Annotated in this window: 12 protein-coding genes and 1 tRNA gene; 8 read left to right on the forward strand and 5 right to left on the reverse strand. The window is 41.2% G+C overall.

Going from position 1 to position 20,078, the window contains the following annotated elements; genetic code table 11:
* Positions 1 to 9: 9 nt before the first annotated feature.
* Entirely contained in the window at positions 10 to 2,382 is a 2,373-nt protein-coding gene (locus L1068_RS05105; RefSeq protein WP_237129365.1) for a GGDEF domain-containing protein, read from the forward strand.
* 34 nt (positions 2,383 to 2,416) lie between these two features.
* On the opposite strand, the gene metE is transcribed toward L1068_RS05105, so the two are convergent.
* Positions 2,417 to 4,687: a 5-methyltetrahydropteroyltriglutamate--homocysteine S-methyltransferase gene (metE, locus tag L1068_RS05110; protein WP_237129366.1), complete on the reverse strand. Its 2,271-nt coding sequence runs from the start codon at positions 4,685 to 4,687 to the stop codon at positions 2,417 to 2,419.
* A gap of 303 nt (positions 4,688 to 4,990) precedes the next feature.
* Between metE and L1068_RS05115 the strand changes: the two genes are divergently transcribed.
* Complete coding sequence (locus L1068_RS05115; RefSeq protein WP_010559883.1) at positions 4,991 to 5,875, forward strand: LysR family transcriptional regulator; 885 nt, start codon at positions 4,991 to 4,993, stop codon at positions 5,873 to 5,875.
* 34 nt (positions 5,876 to 5,909) lie between these two features.
* Here L1068_RS05115 and L1068_RS05120 read toward each other — a convergent pair whose 3' ends face one another.
* A complete protein-coding gene (locus tag L1068_RS05120; protein WP_237129367.1) occupies positions 5,910 to 6,959 on the reverse strand; it encodes an AI-2E family transporter in 1,050 nt (349 codons plus the stop codon).
* A gap of 89 nt (positions 6,960 to 7,048) precedes the next feature.
* Between L1068_RS05120 and L1068_RS05125 the strand changes: the two genes are divergently transcribed.
* A complete protein-coding gene (locus L1068_RS05125; protein WP_237129368.1) occupies positions 7,049 to 7,945 on the forward strand; it encodes a TIGR01777 family oxidoreductase in 897 nt (298 codons plus the stop codon).
* Between the two features lie 11 nt (positions 7,946 to 7,956).
* Here L1068_RS05125 and L1068_RS05130 read toward each other — a convergent pair whose 3' ends face one another.
* Both L1068_RS05130 and L1068_RS05135 read right to left on the reverse strand, forming a co-directional pair.
* The gene (locus tag L1068_RS05130) at positions 7,957 to 10,452 is read right to left on the reverse strand and encodes an FtsX-like permease family protein (protein WP_237129369.1); all 2,496 of its coding nucleotides are present in this window, start codon (positions 10,450 to 10,452) and stop codon (positions 7,957 to 7,959) included.
* Positions 10,442 to 11,155 (reverse strand): ABC transporter ATP-binding protein, encoded by a 714-nt coding sequence (locus tag L1068_RS05135; RefSeq protein WP_237129370.1) that lies wholly within the window; start codon positions 11,153 to 11,155, stop codon positions 10,442 to 10,444. The genes L1068_RS05130 and L1068_RS05135 overlap by 11 nt, the downstream gene beginning before the upstream one ends.
* 10 nt (positions 11,156 to 11,165) lie before the next feature.
* Here L1068_RS05135 and L1068_RS05140 point away from each other — a divergent pair, with 10 nt between their 5' ends.
* From L1068_RS05140 to L1068_RS05160, 5 genes are all read left to right on the forward strand, one after another.
* Entirely contained in the window at positions 11,166 to 11,816 is a 651-nt protein-coding gene (locus L1068_RS05140) for an arylesterase (protein WP_237129371.1), read from the forward strand.
* A 367-nt stretch (positions 11,817 to 12,183) separates the two neighbouring features.
* Positions 12,184 to 12,260 (forward strand) — tRNA-Pro (locus tag L1068_RS05145).
* A 712-nt stretch (positions 12,261 to 12,972) separates the two neighbouring features.
* Positions 12,973 to 15,507: an Ig-like domain-containing protein gene (locus tag L1068_RS05150; RefSeq protein ID WP_237129372.1), complete on the forward strand. Its 2,535-nt coding sequence runs from the start codon at positions 12,973 to 12,975 to the stop codon at positions 15,505 to 15,507.
* Between the two features lie 475 nt (positions 15,508 to 15,982).
* Positions 15,983 to 16,903 carry a zinc dependent phospholipase C family protein gene (locus L1068_RS05155; protein WP_237129373.1) on the forward strand — a complete coding sequence of 307 codons (921 nt, stop codon included), beginning with the start codon at positions 15,983 to 15,985 and terminating at the stop codon, positions 16,901 to 16,903.
* A gap of 1 nt (position 16,904) precedes the next feature.
* Complete coding sequence (locus L1068_RS05160; protein ID WP_237129374.1) at positions 16,905 to 17,303, forward strand: hypothetical protein; 399 nt, start codon at positions 16,905 to 16,907, stop codon at positions 17,301 to 17,303.
* Positions 17,304 to 17,366: 63 nt separating this feature from the next.
* On the opposite strand, the gene topA is transcribed toward L1068_RS05160, so the two are convergent.
* Positions 17,367 to 20,021, reverse strand: a complete 2,655-nt coding sequence (gene topA / locus L1068_RS05165) for a type I DNA topoisomerase (RefSeq protein WP_237129375.1) — start codon at positions 20,019 to 20,021, stop codon at positions 17,367 to 17,369.
* Between the last annotated feature and the right edge of the window lie 57 nt (positions 20,022 to 20,078).

Here is a 20,078-nt window from a genome sequence, read left to right on the forward strand (position 1 = left end):
AGCGCTTTTATGCAGTATTCATCGGGCGACAATGTAGACGCAATTACCACCAGAGCTAATCAGTTAAGTATTATTAACGAGTTTGCCTCGTCGCTCATTCGTATTGTTGATCTCGACGAGCTCTACGACTACGTGACGCATCAAGTAGTTAAACGCCTCGGTTTTGATGAATGCTCTATTTTTATCGCCGATTTAGAAAAGCAAATACTCAACCAAGTTTCGTCCATTCATAAACACAATGATATTGAAAACGATCAGCTCGCGATTTCGATTTCAGAAGGTATTTGCGGCCATGTGTTTGAAACCGGCTGCGCCGAAATTATTAGCGACGTATCACAAGACAAGCGTTACTTAGATATTAGCGGCAACGTGCTTTCAGAAATATGTGTACCATTAGTTTACGACGGCCAAGTGCTTGGCGTAATCGATTGCGAACACCCTGAGAAAGACTACTACACAGCCGATCACCTAAGTATTTTAACAACTGTTGCGTCCATGCTTAGCGCTAAAATTGACCAGTGCAAAACGGTTGCCAATCTTACCGATACTATTAATCAACTTAACTACGCACAGCTGCTTGAAAAAGGCATGTTGCAAATTGCTAACTTAAGTTCAGATTCGCAGACCATGGACAGTTTTTATACTGGCCTGCACGACATTGTTAAAACCTTACTACCTGCCGAAAATTTGTTTATTGGCTATTACAATAAACAAACCCGTGGCTTAGAAATTCCGTACATTATTGAGCACGGCGTAGAACGTATTACGTTAAAACGCTTTAGCAATGCACAAATACAAAAAACCGCATCGGTTTATGCCATCAATAAGCAACAAGCCGTGCTGATCAATGGCGATGAATACCAACGTCATATTGATAACGGTGACTTTGATTTAATTGGTGCACAACCTAATTCTTGGCTTGGTGTACCGTTTGAATTAAACGACGAGCTATCGGGCATTATTGTGGTGCAAAGTTACAACCACAGCGTTAGCTACACCGAACACGATAAAGACTTATTAACTTATATTAGCCAACAAATTCGCCTTGTAATTAATCGCGTTTTTGCCGAGCAAGCATTGCAACACAAAGTAATGCACGACGAACTCACAGGCATTGCCAACCGCGCATTGTTAATTGACCATTTAACCCTTGCTATTAACGCACTTGGCCGCAGTAATAACCCTAAAATTCATGCCCTGCTCTATTTAGACTTTGATCGTTTTAAAATGATTAACGATACCTTAGGCCATCAAGTCGGGGATAAGTTTTTAGTTAAGATCTGCAACATTATTGGTCAATGTATTCGCGAAACCGATACCTTTGCACGCTTAGGTGGCGACGAGTTTGCTATTTTACTGTGTGATATTTTTGGCGCTGAAGACGTTACACCTGTAATTGAGCGCATAAAACTAGCGCTGAAAGATCCTATTTTAATTGATGACCATTTACTGCAAGCATCAACCAGCATTGGTGTTGCCTTTACCAACAAAGACACCGACGAAGCCTATAAAATTTTACAGCGCGCCGATGCCGCAATGTATCAAGCTAAATCACTTGGCCGTGGCAAAGTACAGTTTTTTAACGACACCATGCGACAAAAACTGAAAGGCGCAGCACTGTTAGAAAGCGATATTCAAAGTGGTATGAACAAACACGAGTTTGCGCTTTTCTATCAGCCTATTTTTACCATTCAAACGGGCGAAATCATTGGTTTTGAAGCCTTAGTGCGTTGGCATCACCCTGAGCGCGGGTTTATTTCACCTGCTGATTTTATTCCACTAGCGGAAGAAACCGGACAAATCCTCGCCCTTGATTTACATATTTTAGAACTTGCGGCAAAACAATTACGCCTTTGGCACGGCACATTACCTGAAGACTTTAAAGTGACCGTAAATGTGTCGTCTAAGCACTTCTCAACGTTAGAGTTTGCTGATTTTATTCAGCGCCTTTATTTTGAATACAAATTGCCTTTAGGCAGTTTATGCATTGAAATTACTGAATCGGGGCTAATTGAAAACCTTTCCCTTGCGACAGAAATAATTGAAAAGCTGAAAACCTGCGGCGTAAAACTGTGTTTAGATGACTTTGGTACGGGTTATTCGGCACTTGGCTATTTGCATCAATTACCTATACATATTTTAAAAATTGATAAAAGCTTTATTGATAACCTTAACTGCGGCGAAAACCACCCATTGGTTGATGCTATTTTAACCCTTGCCAGCGCCCTTGAATTTGACGTGGTAGCTGAAGGAATTGAAACACAAACTCAGCTCGATGTACTGAAACAAACTAAATGCCAATATGGCCAAGGCTTTTTGGTAGCAAAACCTATGCCTGCAAAACAAGCTTTTACCTTTTTAACCACAGGAAAACTGAGTTAATCCAAACTCAGTTTCCCCGCATATCACACGTAACTTAAGCGAGTTCTTGTCTGAGCTCTTTTGCTGCGGTTACCATGTTTTTAAGTGCTGCTTGGGTTTCTTGCCAGCCACGGGTTTTTAAACCGCAATCTGGATTTATCCAAAGACGTTCCACCGGTACTTTTTTCGCGGCCTCTTTCATCAACTGTTTAATCCACGTTACCTCTGGAATATTCGGGCTGTGAATATCGTAAACGCCAGGGCCAATTTCGTTGGGATAATCAAAATCTTCAAATGCGTTAAGCAATTCCATATTTGAACGCGACGTTTCAATCGTAATTACGTCTGCATCCATATCGGCAATCGCCGCGATAATATCGTTAAATTCGGCATAACACATATGGGTGTGAATTTGCGTGCTGTCGCTTACGCCAGATGCCGATACACGAAACGTATACGCCGCCCAATTTAAATAGTTTTGCCACTTCGATGCTTTTAACGGCAACCCTTCACGAAATGCAGGTTCATCAATTTGAATAATGTTTATGCCCGCTTTTTCTAAATCAACCACTTCGTCGCGCAGCGCCAGCGCTATTTGATTGGCAATGATTGGCTTTGCGAGATCATCGCGAACAAACGACCAAAACAAAATCGTCACAGGGCCTGTTAACATGCCTTTCATCTGTTTATTAGTGAGTGATTGTGCATATTCGGTCCAGTTAACCGTCATTGGGTGTTTACGGCTTATATCGCCCCAAATAATTGGTGGTTTAACACAGCGCGAGCCATACGATTGCACCCAGCCAAATTGGGTAAAGGCAAAGCCTTCGAGCAGTTCGCCAAAATACTCCACCATATCATTACGCTCTGCTTCGCCGTGAACTAACACATCGAGCTCCACAGCTTCTTGCTGTGCAACAGCATAGGAAATTTCATTTTGCATTTGAGCCGTGTAATCGGCTTCGCTAATATTACCGGCTTTAAAATCGCGACGCGCCTTACGGATAGCCTTTGTTTGCGGGAAAGAGCCAATAGTAGTCGTTGGTAAAATAGGTAAACCAAGCCCTTGCTTTTGAACCAACTGACGTTTAGCAAAAGGGCTAGTACGCTCACCATCTTGCTTGGTTAGGCTATCAAGGCGTAACTTCACTGCAGCATCGTTTACACGAAGCGATTTCGCACGCGCTTTCACTGGCGCTGAATAGTCAATAAGTGAAGTTACATCCCCCGACAGCAAGGCCTGTTTCAATAACGATAATTCGTGCCCTTTTTGTTTTGCAAATGCCAGCCAGGATTTAATTTCACTATCAAGCGTTGATTCTAAGGCTAAATCAACAGGCGTATGCAACAACGAACACGAAGGCGCTAACCAAACATGCTCACGTGATGAAACCACCGATTGTATTTGGTTGTAAACCGCCTCGAGATCCGTTTTCCAAATATTACGGCCGTTGATAACACCTAAAGACAATACTTTATCTTTAGCTATGCGCTCGTTAATCTTCTCTATATCTTGCGCTTCGGCAACCAAATCAAAATGTACGCCGTCTACTGGGTATGTTGCAATATCATCTAGGTAGTTTTCAACTAAACCAAAATACGTTGCCAGCAGTAGCTTTACACCTGGTCCTTGCAGTTTATTAAAACTGGCGGTAAGCGCATATAGGTATTCTGGCGTTAGTTCTAACGCTAAAATGGGTTCATCTATTTGCACCCATTCAACGTCTAAATCTGCTAATTTACTCAATACATGTTGATACGCTGTCAGTAGACGTGGCAGCAGGGCTAACTTATCAAATTCGCCGACAGTTTTTGCCAAATGCAAATAAGTAACCGGACCAACCAATACAGGTTTCACCTGATGACCGAGCGCTTGCGCTTCTTTTACCTGGTCAAATAGCTCTGTAAAGCTAATTTCAAATGTTTGATTTTCAATCAGTTCAGGTACGATGTAGTGATAGTTGGTATTAAACCACTTGGTCATTTCACTTGCCGCGCATGCACAACCAGACGGTGCTCTGCCGCGCCCAATGCGAAATAAGGTGTCTAAATCTACCGTTTGTGTTTCATTTTGGTGACGCCTTGGTACCACGCCGAACAACAAAGAGGTATTAAGTACATGGTCGTACCATGCAAAATCCCCTACTGGCAACAACTCAACACCTTGGCTTTGCTGTAATTGCCAATTGTCTTTGCGAATTGTCTGTCCTTGCGTTTGCAATTCTGTGAGTGAACTCTCATTTCGCCAATAGGCCTCAACCGCCTTTTTAAGTTCGCGCTTTTTCCCGATACGTGGAAAACCTAAGTTGTGAATTGTAATTGCCATCTAGATATCCTTTTATTTAAGACGTTTAAACGGCTAAACATTAGTGATAAATTTAATTCAACAAAATCGCAAGTTTTTCCAATTTAACTTGAAATAAATTAATACAGAATAGAAAAGCAAAGTTTCACATATAATCCAAACACCAATTGACAGCGCTATCATAACCTATACATATATATAAAATAGAAATTTATTATTAAAATGACGACGATATGTACAAATCAACATTGAAACATGAAAAATAAACAGCTAGTATCAAATCTCTCTCACGGTCGTTCAAGTTTAATATGAGTATTCCTAAAGATGATTGATGTAAAACACCTTAAAACCATCGCAACCCTTAAAGAGACAGGGTCTTTGGTTAATACCGCGCGAGAGCTTTTTCTAACCCAATCTGCTTTATCTCACCAAATCAAAGATTTAGAAAACAAACTCGATTGTCAGTTGTTTGAGCGTAAAACACACCCCGTACGTTTTACCCCACAAGGTATGTTGTTGTTAGAACTTGCTAACGATGTACTGCCAAAAGTGGAAGCAACCAAATGCAGATTAAAAGAAAGCTTAAACCAACCTATCTCGCAATTGCGTTTAAGCGTTGAATGCCATGCGTGTTTTCATTGGTTATTGCCAACAATTAAAGAATTTAACAACTTTTGGCCGGATATTAAGGTAGATTACGAGCGAGGTTTTAGCTACGACGCCATTCCGGAGCTGTTAAACGATGAGTTGGATTTAGTTTTAACATCGGATATTCGTGAAACAGAGCGCCTTGAGTTCGCACATTTATTTGATTTTAAGTTAAAGCTAATTGTCAGCCCAGACCATCCGCTAGCTAAAAAAGCGTATGTAACCGCGCTTGATTTAAAAGACGAAACGATTATTTCGTATCCGATCCCACGCGAAAGACAAGATATTTTTAAGCACTTTATTCAAAATGCGCGTTTCGATGGCACCTTAAAAACTGTCGATCAAGGCTTGCTTATTTTTCAGCTTGTAAGCGCCGGTATGGGTGTGGCTGCTTTACCAGATTGGCTAGTAACCCCTTATGAAAGCCAAGGATTAATTAAGTCAATTCCATTAGGTGCGCTTGGTTTATCGCGCCCTATGTATTTAGCGATGAAAAAAACCATGAGCGACAACCCGGTTTATCGCCACTTTTTAAATACCTGCAAACAAAAAAAGGGCTAGCACGTGCTAACCCTTTTATCTATTTAACTACAAATTAGCTTTCTAGTTCTTCATTAATTTGCTCTTCGCCACTTAATAACATTGCAAGCCAACGCCCTTCTTCACTGTTTTCAAGGGCAATTTTCACAACCATGGTAAGCGGTACGGAAAGTAACATGCCTACAGTGCCAAGTAACCAGCCCCAAAACAATAATGATAAAAACACGACAAGTGGTGATAAACCTAAGCCTTTACCCATAAAGCGTGGCTCAATCATATTGCCCATTACGGTGTTAATTGCCATGTAACCAATGCCAATTAAACCTGCAACGCCAGGTCCTTGCAGTACAACAGCCAGTAATACCGCCGGAATTGCCGCAATGATAGAACCGATATTAGGAATATAATTTAAGAAAAACGCCAGCACGCCCCACAAAATAAAGTAGTCGATGCCAAATGCCCAAAGCATTACCGTAACCAAAACACCGGTCGCTAAACTAACCAGTGTTTTGATAGCGAGATACGAATTAACCGAGTCTAAAAATAGGTCGATTTGTTTTTGCTTCATATCGGGATCATCAAGGGCTAAATGCACTTTTTTACCGATATAAGGCGCTTCAACTAGCATAAATACAACGGTTAGAATAATTAAAAACAAGTCAGCCATTACGCCACCAACGCCGGCGAGCGTATTCGCAGCTAGGTCGATAAGTTTACCGGGATCTAAAAACGACATAATGCGATCTTTATCGATCAAAATATTATACTCAGCCAACATGGTTAATAGGCCTGAGAACTCGGTTTGTAATTGCTCTTTATACACGGGAACGTTTTGTGAAAAGCCATTAACCGATTGACCAACAAGCCCTGCCAGACTGACCACAATTAACATTATCAGTAAAATAACCAGTGTAATTGCTGCGCCTTTTGGTACGCGATAACGTCCCATAAAATTAATCAACGGACTACAAATAATGGCAATAAATACGGAGAGTAAAAACGGAACGACAATTGCGCTTGCTAATTTCAAGCCGGCTAAAACAACGATTAAGGCCGCAAAAATCAATAAACTTTTACTGGCGCCAGTAAAATTGGGCTGAACCATAGCTATCCTTAGTTCGTATTATCACTTTGTTCTAATTAGCGCTATGCTACATTATAAGCGTGGCAAATAGGAAGCTATTTGATTTATCTATGAATATTTTAATCACTGGGGCCACAGGCCTAATTGGCTCACACTTGTGTAAGCACTTAGCAAACCATCATAAGTTAATGGTGCTAACCCGCAAAAAAGAAAAAGCGTTTACCATTTTGGGACACCATGTAAATGCGTTTGAAACCCTTGAAGATATTGACTTTAACCAGCTTGATATTGTGATTAACCTTGCCGGCGAACCAATAGCTGATAAGCGTTGGAGCAAAGCGCAAAAACAAAAAATTGAATCTAGTCGCTGGCACATTACCGAGCAAATCACCGACAAAATTAACGCAGCAGATAACCCACCACATACGTTTATATCGGGCAGTGCCATAGGCTATTATGGCAGACAAACTGACCCGGTTGATGAACAGCATAACCAACCTTTTGATGAATATAGTCATTACCTTTGCAAACAATGGGAAACGCTTGCCAAAAAAGCACAATCGGATAAAACCCGCGTGTGTATTTTGCGCACCGGTGTGGTGCTTGCAAAACACGGTGGCGCATTGAAAAAAATGGTACCGCCATTTCAGTTTTGCCTAGGCGGCCCTATTGCAGATGGTAAACAGCAAATGTCGTGGATCCACATTAACGACATGGTAAACATTATTCTGTTTTTAATCGAAAACGAATCGCTAAGCGGTGTGTTTAACGCAACGGCACCTAATCCGGTTTCGAATAATCAATTCTCCGAAAGCCTGAGTGAAACGTTAGAAAAACCTAACTTTTTTAGAATGCCTGAATTTGTATTGCGATTAATGTTTGGTGAGATGGCTGATTTACTAGTATTTGGTCAAGCAGTTAAACCAAAAGCGCTGCAAGACGCAGATTTTAAATTTCATTTTCCACATTTAAAACCTGCGCTTGAAAATATACTAAGTGGGCGATAACGCCCACTTTTTTACAGCGCCCTTACAAGCCCTTGGGTGTTTTTTCGCAGCGTTTTTGCCACTAAACTATAACCAAGCACTGCTACGAATAAGGCACCAACTACAGGCCCGTAAAGCCACATTGTTGGATGCAAATTACCAATTTGCTCAAACATACGGTACTGCACAACGAGTAATGCAATATCGCTAAACAGTGCTGCAGCAATGCCGGCAAATAAACCAAGCAATACAAATTCGTAAAGCACCGCGTTTTTAATGAGCTTGGCTTTAGCACCAAGAGTTCGCAATATCACCACTTCTTGCATGCGATCATGCAAACTTGCCTGCACTTGCGACACCAATACTAACGCACCGCAAATCACCACAATTATCAGTACAAAACTAATGGCCGTTGCCACTTGGTCGATAGTTGAGCGCACCTGCTTTATCATTGAATCTACATCAATAATACTCACGCTAGGGTGATTGCGCACGAGTTGCTGTAAGGCACGTTTTGACTCTTGTGGTGTGCTAATGGCAGAAATATACGTTGCCGGAAATTGTGACAGCACGTTAGGACTTAAAATAATAAAGAAGTTGGGCTGCATGGTAGACCAGTTCACCTCGCGCAAGCTGGTAATTTTGGCACTAAAACGCTGCGAACCGATTAAGAACTCCAGTTCATCGCCAATTTTAACCCCTAAACGTGCTGCCATAGATTGTTCCATGGAAAGCTCGTTGGCATCTGGGTTTAACCACTCACCTTCAACAATTTCATTGTGTTTCGGCAAGGTATCACGCCATGTTAAGTTGAGCTCGCGACCTACACCCGAGCGCGCTTCTTCATCGCGTTTTTCGTTTTCTTGCGCCGATACTGAACGCGCTACTTGCTCACCGTTAATGCTATTTACGCGACCACGTACCACAGAATAAAAATCGGTTTGCTGAATATTGTTTTCGGCTAAGAAATCGGCGATATCACTGCGTTCATATTCGCTAATATTTACCAAAAAGCCATTCGGCGCATTTTCAGGTAATTGCGATTGCCAATCGGCAATTAAGTCGTTTTTCATGACCACTAAAAATAAAATGAGCTTGATTGCAAGTGCAAAGCTAATTACTTGCACCGCATTGGCGTTAGCGCGTTTTTGTAGCGACGCAATTGCCAAAGACCAGCTATTACTTGGCTTTAATCCCAGTTTACGTGACGAGGTAAACAGTAATCGGCTTAAACCAAATAACATGCCCGCTAAAAGCGCACATGACACAAACATAATGCCCGCAATCACGACACTGCGACTAAATAAACACATCAAGCCAAACACGGTAAGTGTTGCAAGTAACACGTGCAGTTTTGATACTTTAAGGGAATCCCCTAGATTACGGCGCAGCACGCGCATTGGTGGAATATCAAATAAGTCCATTAACGGTTTTAGCGAGAACATAACGGCGCAAATCAAACCGGTAAAGGTGGCGAGTCCAAGCGGCCAAATTGATGCTGGCGGCAGGGCTTTACCCATTTTTTCACTCAGCACATCGATTGCGATAACTTGTAAAATAAAACCAAGCAACAAACCAATAATGACCGAAAAAACAGTCACTAACAGTAAATGTACAATGTAGATATTACGAATAGTCGTGCGCGAACCTCCGAGTGTTTTCATCATTGCAACGGGGTCGTACTGACGCTCACAGTAGCGCCTCGCAGACACGGCAATTGCTACCGCCGCAAGCATAATGCCGAGCAAGCCTGCCAGTAATAAAAAGCGCTCAGCGCGGTTTACAGAATCAGACACCGGACCTTGACGGTCTTTTACACCGTACCAACGTTGGTTTTCAAGCAATTGCGGTTTGAGCCAAGCGTAATAATCATTAAGTTGCTGCTCGGTGCCGGCATATAAATAACGATAAGAAACACGGCTACCCGGTTGGATCACTTGTGTTTTTTCAACATCGGCGATATTCATTAACACTCGACGCGAACTTGAAAAAATCGCAAATGGTGCATCAGGCTCTTCAGCGAGGATTTTTTCTGCAATGAAATTGGCTTCACCAATTTCAACCACATCCCCTACTTCAATATTTAAGCTGTAAAAAACCGTATCGGACAACCATATATTGCCAGGCGCTGGGTGCGCATCGGTAACATACTCAGGCCCTTCAAAGCTGTCTTTAAGTTTTAATTGGCCTTTTAGTGGATAGCCTTCGTCGGTTGCCTTAATGTACGCAATTTGCATTTCATCGTTGGCAAACAGCATGCTATCAAAACCATACCAAGTGGCCGTTTGCAGGCCGTCATCAATCGCTTTTGTGAGGAATTCTTGTGGCAGCTTGTGGTTACTTTGCAAACCACGGTCAGCGGCAATAAATTCGCTGCTTTTTTGATTGATAGAAAGACCGATGCGATCGGTAATTGATGACAATGTCATTACCGTCATCACAGCGAGCGCAATCGCCAATAAAATAATATTGAGTTCGCCTCGTTTTAATTCTTGGCGAAATAATCTAAACGCTAATTTAGCCCACATCAGCCTGTACTCCGATACGGTCATCGATTAATTGGCCTGCGTCTATATGAAGTGTGCGTTGGCACTTTTCAGCAAGGTGTTCATCGTGCGTAACCAACACTAAGGTTGTGCCGGCGACTTTATTTAAGTCAAATAAAAGTTCTTCAATGATGCGGCCATTTTTACTATCTAGGTTAGCCGATGGTTCATCTGCGAACAGCACTTTCGGTTCACCAATATAGGCGCGCGCAATCGCAACGCGTTGCTGCTCTCCACCCGATAATTGCGATGGAAAATGATGTAAACGGTGTGAAAGCCCTACTTTTTCAAGCAGTTCTTTGGCCTTTTCTTCAGCGTTTGTTTCACCTGCGAGCTCCGCCGGTAGCATTACGTTTTCAAGCGCCGTAAGACTTTGTACCAACATAAACGATTGGAAAATAAAACCGACGCTCTTAGCACGTACCGCTGCACGCTGCTCTTCATCTAAACTATGTAATGGCTCGCCATCTAAAAATATTTCTCCTTGGGTGACGCTATCAAGGCCCGCAAGTAGCGCAAGCATGGTAGATTTACCTGAGCCCGATGCTCCGACAATCGCAATTGACTCGCCTGGCTTGACATTAAAACTGATGCCAGAGAGGATAGTTAGGTCGCCATCAAGTGTTGCGACAGTTTTTTCAAGGTCTTTGACCTGAATCACATTCATTTGCGAAAGCTTATTCATAGGACTCTCAATGTTGTTACGTAGTTTATTCGGTATCTTACTTGTTATTAGTTACACGGCAATCGCCAACACCGATCACACTGATGGTAAAAGCGACAAAAATCAAGTAACTAAATTACTTATCTTAGGTGACAGCTTAAGCGCAGGCTATGGTTTAAAACAAGAACAAGCGTGGCCTCAGTTGTTACAAAATGCGTACAACCAAGAAAAATCCCCTATCACATTGATAAATGCAAGTATTAGCGGTGAAACCAGTGGTGGTGTATTGCAACGTCTTCCCGCTTTATTAGATGAACATTCGCCAAACTGGATATTAGTAGAAATAGGCGGTAACGACGGTTTACGCGGCTATCCGGTGAAATTACTCAAGAATAACTTACGCCAAATTATCGACAAAAGCTTAGCTGCGAACGCAAACGTCATTTTAATGGAAGTAGCTATTACTCCTAATCTCGGTAAGCGTTACGCAACACTGTTTCAAAACGCCTATAAGCAAGTCGCAAGTGAAAAATCTGTACCAACCATTCCGTTTTTTATTGAATCGGTGGTGACCAAGCCTGAGCTTATGCTACCCGATGGTATTCACCCTAACGCAAAAGCACAACCTTTATTAGTCGAGATAATGAAGCAACATTTTGCAGATATAATTTTAAATAATTAATGATTAGTATGAATTGGCTTATATTTACAATAACGTTAACTGACAAAATACAGCTACCGAATTTAACTAAGCTGTTGAGTAAAGGAATATTGATTTAGATGAGTTAGCTGATTCGCATTTAAATACTTTTATTTTTTGGGTTGTCACATTAATGAGTCTTAATTTTAAGCTCAGAGAAAAAAACCGCTCGTTATTTAAAAGAAAGCACAACTATATTCGAGGTATTAGGTAAAAAAGTAACAATCTTAAGTGACCAGTTATTTCGAAATAAAACAGCTAGCACTTTTATTAAATCGTATATTTATCACGCAGTTAAACTTAGACTAGTTGCTTTTACACAAATCCGAGAATACACTAGCAACAATGTCGGCATATAGCGCAGCTTGGTAGCGCACTGTCATGGGGTGTCAGGGGTCGCAGGTTCAAATCCTGCTATGCCGACCATTCTTCTACACTCTATTCAATAAATTATAAGTACTTATAAATAAAGCGCCTCTAAAGCCTCCCATTAATGTACCAGCAACGAACCATTATAAAGTAGTTTACAATTACTTTATGCACCTCTGATTTGCTCCACTATCGGCCCTAGCTTACCTTCCAAATTTTTAGAATCAGAAACAAAACCATTAAACTTGGTATTTATTGACGGTTGCGGGGGTCCACTGCCACTACTATTTTGAATATGGTACTAACAATTAATGCTCAAAGTGCTCGATATTTATGCTTCGAAACTAAGGTGCTGAACTTTAAGCGTTCTTACCGGATAACCTTCTGTCCCCCCAAAAACTTTATAGTTTAAATTAGTTGACCGGCGGTGTAGGTAAATGACTTTTTTGCTTTATATTTTTCCGTTCATTTGGTTAAACCATTTGCTGTCAATATTGATTTACCTAATTCGAATCAAATACAGGTCAGAGCGAAACCCTCCCTTGAACGATTATTGTGTTTTTCGCTAATAGTAAGCTAATCTAAAAACAAGACTAAACAGCGATACTTTCTTTTGGCTCGCTTCAATATACTCATTTACTGAAATACGTTGAAATTGTATGTACTTTACTAAGTTTTAAAGTTAAATTAATACATTAACAATAAATTAGTGACGCATTTACTTTTTTTCGGTTAAGATAAAAAGAAAATATTCAGGGAGATGCTTTATATGGCGCAACTCATTCGCTTCAGTTTTATTATGTTTTTCATATCCTTATATGGATGTGGTGGGGGCGGAAGCCTTGAGGGGAACAATCCAGATCCCGTCGACCCTATTACTCTTGAAGCTGTAATTTCAAACCAAACTGTTAATGCAGTTGATGGCGCAACAGTAACAGTTACTGTGATGCAAAATGGTAAAGGTGTCGCAAATACACTTGTTACTTTTGCAATAGACAATAATGGGCAAGATGGCTCATTAGTCGAATTTAAAAGTGACAATCCTGAGGCTACTACCGATTCTAATGGCGTTGCCACAATTAGAATTAAAGCTGGTAATGTTGCTGGTAGTGGCCAAATCAAGGCCAGCATCGAGTCTGGTCAATCCAGCTCTGTAAACTTTACTAGCACTGGTGAAGGTGGTGTAACACTTAGTCTATCATTAACTAACAGCACAATTGATGCAACCGACGGCGCTGAATTAACCGTTACAGTCAAAGAAGATGGTTTACCTGCGGGCAATAAATTAGTTTCATTTGCAATAGATGATAACGACTTGGAAGGTGATTTAGTACGTTTTACCAACGATAGCGCTACTGCAAGCACAAACGCAGAAGGCATAGCAACAATTGGGGTGATTGCGGCTGAGCTATCAGGCGATGGACAAATAATCGCAACCGTTGCATCAGGCGAATCAAACTCTATCGTTTTCAGCAGTACTGGCGGTGGGGGTGAAACTGACGGACCAAGCGTTGCGACCATCGGACTGTTTACTACAACTCAACAATTATCTTCGAGTGGTATACAAGGTATTACGCTAACCGCCTTAGTTAAAGATGCTAACAACAACCTCGTTAATGGCGCTGACGTTTTATTCTCATCAGATTCGGGAGAATTGCGCGTTACGAAAAGTACCACAGGTGAGGATGGTAAAGCGACTGCTATTTTGAATACAGAAACGGATCCAAGTAACCGTACAATTTCTGTGACGGCAAGTAGTAGCAAAATTAATGATGTTCTAGATATTAACGTTGTTGGTACTAACATCAACATTTCAGGTACATCTTCACTTGCTCTTAACGATCAAAGTGACTTCATCATTAAGCTTGCCAACTCTGATGGTGGTGTAATTGCAAATCAAATCATCAACTTAGAAGTTAAAGATGCTTCAAAAAATAACATATCAATCCCTGAAAGTGTGCAGACGGATGCGTCTGGACAAGCTTTTGTTCCAGTCACAGGTCTTGCAGGTGGTGAGAATGCATTTATCGCGTCAGCATTGGGAGCGACAAGTGAAAAAGCAGTTATTGTTCAAGCAGATTCATTTTTGTATACTGCATTCAACAATGGTAATGGGACTATTGTAAACCCAGCAACTAACCCTATTCCTGACGTTTTGTTATCTGACGTTGCAGAAATCACTCTTACGTGGTTGCGCTCTGGTCAGCCCGTAAAAGATGGTACTGTTGTCAATTTTACTACTACACGTGGAACATTCGTAAATGCTAATGGAGAGCCAGTAGAACCGGTAGGCGAAACTGAAAACGGTGTTGTAAAAGCTAGGTTGAAGTCTGATTTCGCTGGCAAATCTTTAGTTAGATTTAACGGTGTCGACGGAGACATAACGCTCGATAATCAAATTGAATTTGAATTCGTTGCAGAAACTGCTTCTCGTATAGTTGCGCAAGCTTCTCCTGCTTCAATTGGTCCAAATGGAGAGACTTCAATTATCTCAGTTGTTGTGAAAGATCCAAACGGCAATTTAGTGAAGAATAAAGATGTTAACTTTGAACTAACCAACGACAACACAAGCGGCGTTTTATCACCAGCTAAAGTAACCACTGATAGTAACGGTAGTGCAACTTCAACTTACACTTCAAATGCTGTATCAGCTATTGATGGTGTTGAAATTACCACATCTATTAATGAAGGTAGCTCTATAGTTGATGATACCGTTTATTTAACAGTTGCGGACCGCGAATTGTTCATCTCACTTGGTACAGGTAACGATGTATTAGAAAATGACGTTACCAGTTACAACAAGCAATACACAGTATTTGTTGTTGATGCCGATTCAACGCCCCGACCAAATGTTACCTTGACGTTATCTGCTGTTCCGAGCGCATTTAGTAAGGGCTACTATGAAAGATACTATGAGGAAGGCTCTTTCAAACGTTGGGTTCCTGTGTATGTTCAATCTGGTTGCCCTAACGAAGATCTAAACCGCGATGGCATTAACGATCCTGGCGAAGACTTAAATAACAATGGTTCACTTACTCCTGGTAATGTTGTAAATCTTATCGATGGAAATGTAACTACGGATGAGAATGGCCAAGCAATTATCAATATTTTATACCCTAAAGATCATGCAAACTGGGTTGATATTGACCTTATAGCTAAAGCCAAAGTTAATGGTACTGAAAGTGTAAAACATGTGAAGTTTGCACTTCCTGTGTCTGCAGAGGATGTAGTTGATGAAGAGGTAGCGCCTCCAGGTTCTAATAGCCCATTTGGTGTTGCATCTGGGTGTGATAACATCAATTAGAGTATTGTGAAAACATATAATTGAACGAAAAGCCAATGCATCTGCATTGGCTTTTTTATAAATCAATTATACTACTTCTATTAGATAAGAAGTAATTGAAAGGACTAGTTTTATCTGAGCTACCCCACCTCAGGAGTAGTCAATGGCGAAAACTTAAATACGCTATGAGCAAAATGACTCTTATTACGCTACCTATTAAGCATATTTAATTTAGTTAAAAACAAGGTTTCTTATTTAATCGCTATTGAGTACATAAGTTTAATAATCACAGCAAGTTTTATACTTAATTAGAATGACAAAGCACGAAGTTCATTATTAAACATAAGTAACTATATTTAATACTTGCCAAATAGTTCTTCCCAAACCATTACAAAGCTTTATAAATTGCTTGTTTTAAATCAACAACCCTTGACTATTTAGCCCACTACTTTAAGTTATTTATACTATCGGGGTTGATTATTTAAAGGACTAAACCATGCCGGGTGCATTTGCACACATTACCGCGGTTAATTTCGCTACCGAAAATAAATCGCTAAACCAATTAGCCATACCAAAAAAAGCCATGTTTATTTTGAGTCAAAACCAAAAGTATTTGGAATTAGGCTGTGTTTCACCAGACTACCCTTATTTAGTGGTTGAGAGAGATAAAAAGCTACAAAATAAATGGGCTGATCTTATGCATTACGAGCGCACAGGAGACATCATTAAAGCCGCTATTGCCTATTGCAAAACTTTGGAAGGAAGCGCGCAAGAAAAGTCATTTGCTTGGCTGTGTGGCTATATGGCTCACGTTGCCGCAGACATTACTATTCACCCTGTCGTTGAATTAAAGGTGGGGCCTTACGAGCAAAACCAAAAAGCACATAGAGTATGTGAAATGAACCAAGATGCCTTTATTTGGCAACGGCTTAACCTTGGCGAAATTGGCTATGCTGATCGGGTCGAGCTTAATATTGGCTCGTGCACTAATGCAGATAACGAATTGGATGACGATATAAAGCAAATTTGGCGTTTTTGTTTAGAGCAAACTCACCCTGAATATACAAAAAATGTAGCACCTGATTTTGATGCGTGGCATTCAGGGTTTCAGTTCGTAGTTAATAATGCTGAGGAGAGCCACCGGCTTTTTCCTTGGGCACGACACGTGGGTGTAGACCATGGTCTAACCTATCCAATGTTTGAAGAAGTCGATTTAGATTTCATTACTCAACTTGAAACACCTCAGGGCAAAATGCATTACAATGATGTGTTTGATTTAGCGATTGAAAATATCAAACACTATATTAGTGTTGTCGCCAACAGTGTGTTTGAAGATATGCCTTACGACGCTATTTGTAATTGGAATTTAGATACTGGGAAAGACGAAACGAATAAGTTTACTGCATGGGAGCACTAAGATGAAACACCTTATTGTAATTATGGGTATACTCTTTTGCATAGCCTGTGCCAACAAACCAAATGAGTATGAGGCTGAAAGAATGGCGGACCTAGCGTCACAATTAAAAGATATTGCAGCAGCACTAGACGGCACATTGAAGTTTAGCGAAACACATTACACTGAAGGACAGCTGTTGCTCCAAGATGCAATTAATAATGATGCCAATCGGTTAGCACCGTTTAACCAATACCAGCTTCACGTTATTATTGACAAAAACAACGCAGCCTTACTGCTTTGTGATAACAATACCTTACTAATTGAAGATGCCGGCTGTACGGCGCAATCGGATGTGCAACACTGGCGTCAGCCTAACAATGAGTGCAAAGCAACTTTAGCGTTAAGCCAAATATGTAACTAAAAACCCTAAAGATACTAGATATAAAAAACGCAGCCTATTGGCTGCGTTTTTTTAATTTACGAGTTAGTTTTTGGCTTTCGCTTTAGATTTTGGTTTTGCTTTCGCCTTTGATTCTTCTACCCACTTGCCATCAACGAATTGTGCTGTCCAACCTGTTGCTTTACCCTCAACTTCAGACATTACATATTGTGATTTAGCTTTGCGGCTATAGCGGATAATCGCGTCATTACCATCTGGATCTTTCTCTGGCGCGTCTGCTAAGTAATAAAACTTAGGTGAAATACGATCGCGAAAACGTTTTAACTCAGACACTTTAGGCGCTCGTGTTTCACGTGATTTCGGGAACGTTGACGCAGCCATAAAGATACCTGATGCGCCGTCACGTAGCACAAAGTATGCTTCCGACTTTTCACACGGTAACTCAGGTAAGTGAACCGGATCTTCTTTCGGAGGCGCTGCTTCACCATTTTTAAGCAGTTTACGGGTATTTTTACATTCTTCGTTAGTACAACCAAAGTATTTGCCAAAACGACCCGACTTTAATTGCATTTCAGACTGACACTTGTCGCATTCGATAACAGGGCCGTCGTACCCTTTAATTTTAAAGCTACCGCTTTCAATTAAATAGCCATCACAGTCTGGGTTATTACCACACACATGCAATTTTCGCGTCTCGTCAATGAGGTAAGAATCCATTGCCGTTTCGCATTTAGGGCAGCGTTTCATCTGACGAAGCACTTCTGTTTCTTCGTCTTCCACATCTGCGGCTACCGCTTCTTCACCTGGTACCAAATTCATCGTTTGCGTACAACGTTCTTTAGGTGGTAATGCGTAACCAGTACACCCTAAGAAAACACCTGTTGAGGCGGTGCGAATGCCCATATTGCGACTACACGTAGGACACGACAAATCGATTTCAACCACTTGGTTGGTGCGCATGCCGCCGTCATTTTCATCGGAACTGGCTTTATCTAAGTTTGCTGAGAACTCTTGGTAGAACTTATCAAGAACGTGAGTCCACTCACGCTCGCCTTCAGCGATATCATCTAAACGCTCTTCCATTTTCGCAGTGAAGTCGAAATTCATTAAATCGCTAAAGCTTTCAACTAAGCGTTCATTAACAATTTCACCCATTTTTTCAGCAAAGAAGCGGCGATTCTCTACACGCACGTAACCACGATCTTGAATCGTAGAGATGATTGATGCATACGTAGATGGACGACCAATACCACGTTTTTCAAGCTCACGTACCAAGCTCGCTTCACTAAAACGTGCAGGAGGCTTGGTAAAGTGTTGTTTAGGATCGAGTTCAACAAGTTTTAATACATCACCCGTTTTAACCTCAGGCAATGCTTGTTCTTCTTGGTTTTTCTTTTTAACTGACGGCTGAACACGTGTCCAACCATCAAACTTAAGTACTCGACCCTTAGCTTTTAATTCATAGTCATTAGCCGCAAGGGTAATTGTTGTTAAGTCATACTCTGCTGGTGTCATTTGGCATGCCACAAACTGACGCCAAATCAGCTCGTACAGTTTTTTCGCGTCAGCCTCTACACCGTCTAAATGGCCCGACAAAATAGCAACATTAGATGGACGAATTGCTTCGTGCGCCTCTTGCGCACCATCTTTTGACGAATAACGAATTGGCGATGCAGGTAAATATTTATCACCAAACTCATTTTCGATATAGCCTCTACAAGCCTCTACAGCGTCATTTGACAAATTTGTAGAGTCAGTACGCATATACGTAATAAAACCAGCCTCATAGAGCCTCTGAGCGAGCATCATGGTCTTTTTAACGCCGTAGCCTAAGCGCGTACTCGCTGCCTGCTGCATTGTTGAGGTAATAAATGGCGCTGATGGTTTGCTCTTGCTTGGTTTTTGTTCGGTTGCTGCAACCTTGTATTCTGCTGCTTTTAATTTGGCAACGGCTTCGTCTGCATCTGATTTATTCTTTGGTTCAAACGCCTTGCCTAAATATTTTGCTACCGCAAAACGAATTTGATCTTCATGAGATTTCAGCTCTGCGTGAATATCCCAAAATTCTTCCGGAATGAACGCTTTAATTTCACGTTCACGTTCAACTAATAAACGTACTGCTACCGATTGCACTCGACCTGCTGACAAACCGCGTGCTACTTTCGCCCAAAGTAACGGGGACACCATAAAGCCAACAACACGATCGAGAAAACGACGCGCTTGCTGCGCGTTAACCATGTCGGTATTTAATTGACCTGGTTCAGCAAAGGCATTCTGAATCGCGTTTTTAGTGATTTCATTAAATACAACGCGTTTATACTTTGACTCATCGCCACCAATGACCTGCTCAAGGTGCCATGCAATTGCTTCCCCTTCTCTATCCAAATCGGTTGCTAGATAAACGTAGTCAGCGTCTTTTGCGAGTTTTTGTAATTCAGCAACAACCTTTTCTTTACCAGGAAGCACTTCATAATGTGGTTGCCAGCCTTTATTAGGGTCAATACCCATACGCGCAACTAAATTCGCATAATCTTTTTCTTTACGATACTTAGCCTTTTCTTCTGGTGACATTTTGCGTACTTCAGCTGGCGATTTAGTAGCGGCTTTGTTCGCTTTACCAGATGTTGGCAGATCACGAATGTGGCCAACACTGGATTTTACGACGAAATCCTTGCCCAAATATTTATTGATTGTTTTCGCCTTGGCTGGTGACTCAACAATAACTAACGACTTACCCATATTTGCCTATTTTTACTTACGCAGTGCGATTTAATTTGTTAACCCATTTAGGGCGCT

The organism is Pseudoalteromonas sp. MMG024 (assembly GCF_021654175.1).
Lineage (GTDB): Bacteria > Pseudomonadota > Gammaproteobacteria > Enterobacterales > Alteromonadaceae > Pseudoalteromonas.

Bases quoted from the DNA above. Each gene is read 5' to 3' on its own strand.
- L1068_RS05105 (WP_237129365.1), top strand. From the start codon at position 10: ATGCAGTATTCATCGGGCGACAATGTAGACGCAATTACCACCAGAGCT.
- metE (WP_237129366.1), bottom strand. From the start codon at position 4,687: ATGGCAATTACAATTCACAACTTAGGTTTTCCACGTATCGGGAAAAAG.
- L1068_RS05115 (WP_010559883.1), top strand. From the start codon at position 4,991: ATGATTGATGTAAAACACCTTAAAACCATCGCAACCCTTAAAGAGACA.
- L1068_RS05120 (WP_237129367.1), bottom strand. From the start codon at position 6,959: ATGGTTCAGCCCAATTTTACTGGCGCCAGTAAAAGTTTATTGATTTTT.
- L1068_RS05125 (WP_237129368.1), top strand. From the start codon at position 7,049: ATGAATATTTTAATCACTGGGGCCACAGGCCTAATTGGCTCACACTTG.
- L1068_RS05130 (WP_237129369.1), bottom strand. From the start codon at position 10,452: ATGTGGGCTAAATTAGCGTTTAGATTATTTCGCCAAGAATTAAAACGA.
- L1068_RS05135 (WP_237129370.1), bottom strand. From the start codon at position 11,155: ATGAATAAGCTTTCGCAAATGAATGTGATTCAGGTCAAAGACCTTGAA.
- L1068_RS05140 (WP_237129371.1), top strand. From the start codon at position 11,166: ATGTTGTTACGTAGTTTATTCGGTATCTTACTTGTTATTAGTTACACG.
- L1068_RS05150 (WP_237129372.1), top strand. From the start codon at position 12,973: ATGGCGCAACTCATTCGCTTCAGTTTTATTATGTTTTTCATATCCTTA.
- L1068_RS05155 (WP_237129373.1), top strand. From the start codon at position 15,983: ATGCCGGGTGCATTTGCACACATTACCGCGGTTAATTTCGCTACCGAA.
- L1068_RS05160 (WP_237129374.1), top strand. From the start codon at position 16,905: ATGAAACACCTTATTGTAATTATGGGTATACTCTTTTGCATAGCCTGT.
- topA (WP_237129375.1), bottom strand. From the start codon at position 20,021: ATGGGTAAGTCGTTAGTTATTGTTGAGTCACCAGCCAAGGCGAAAACA.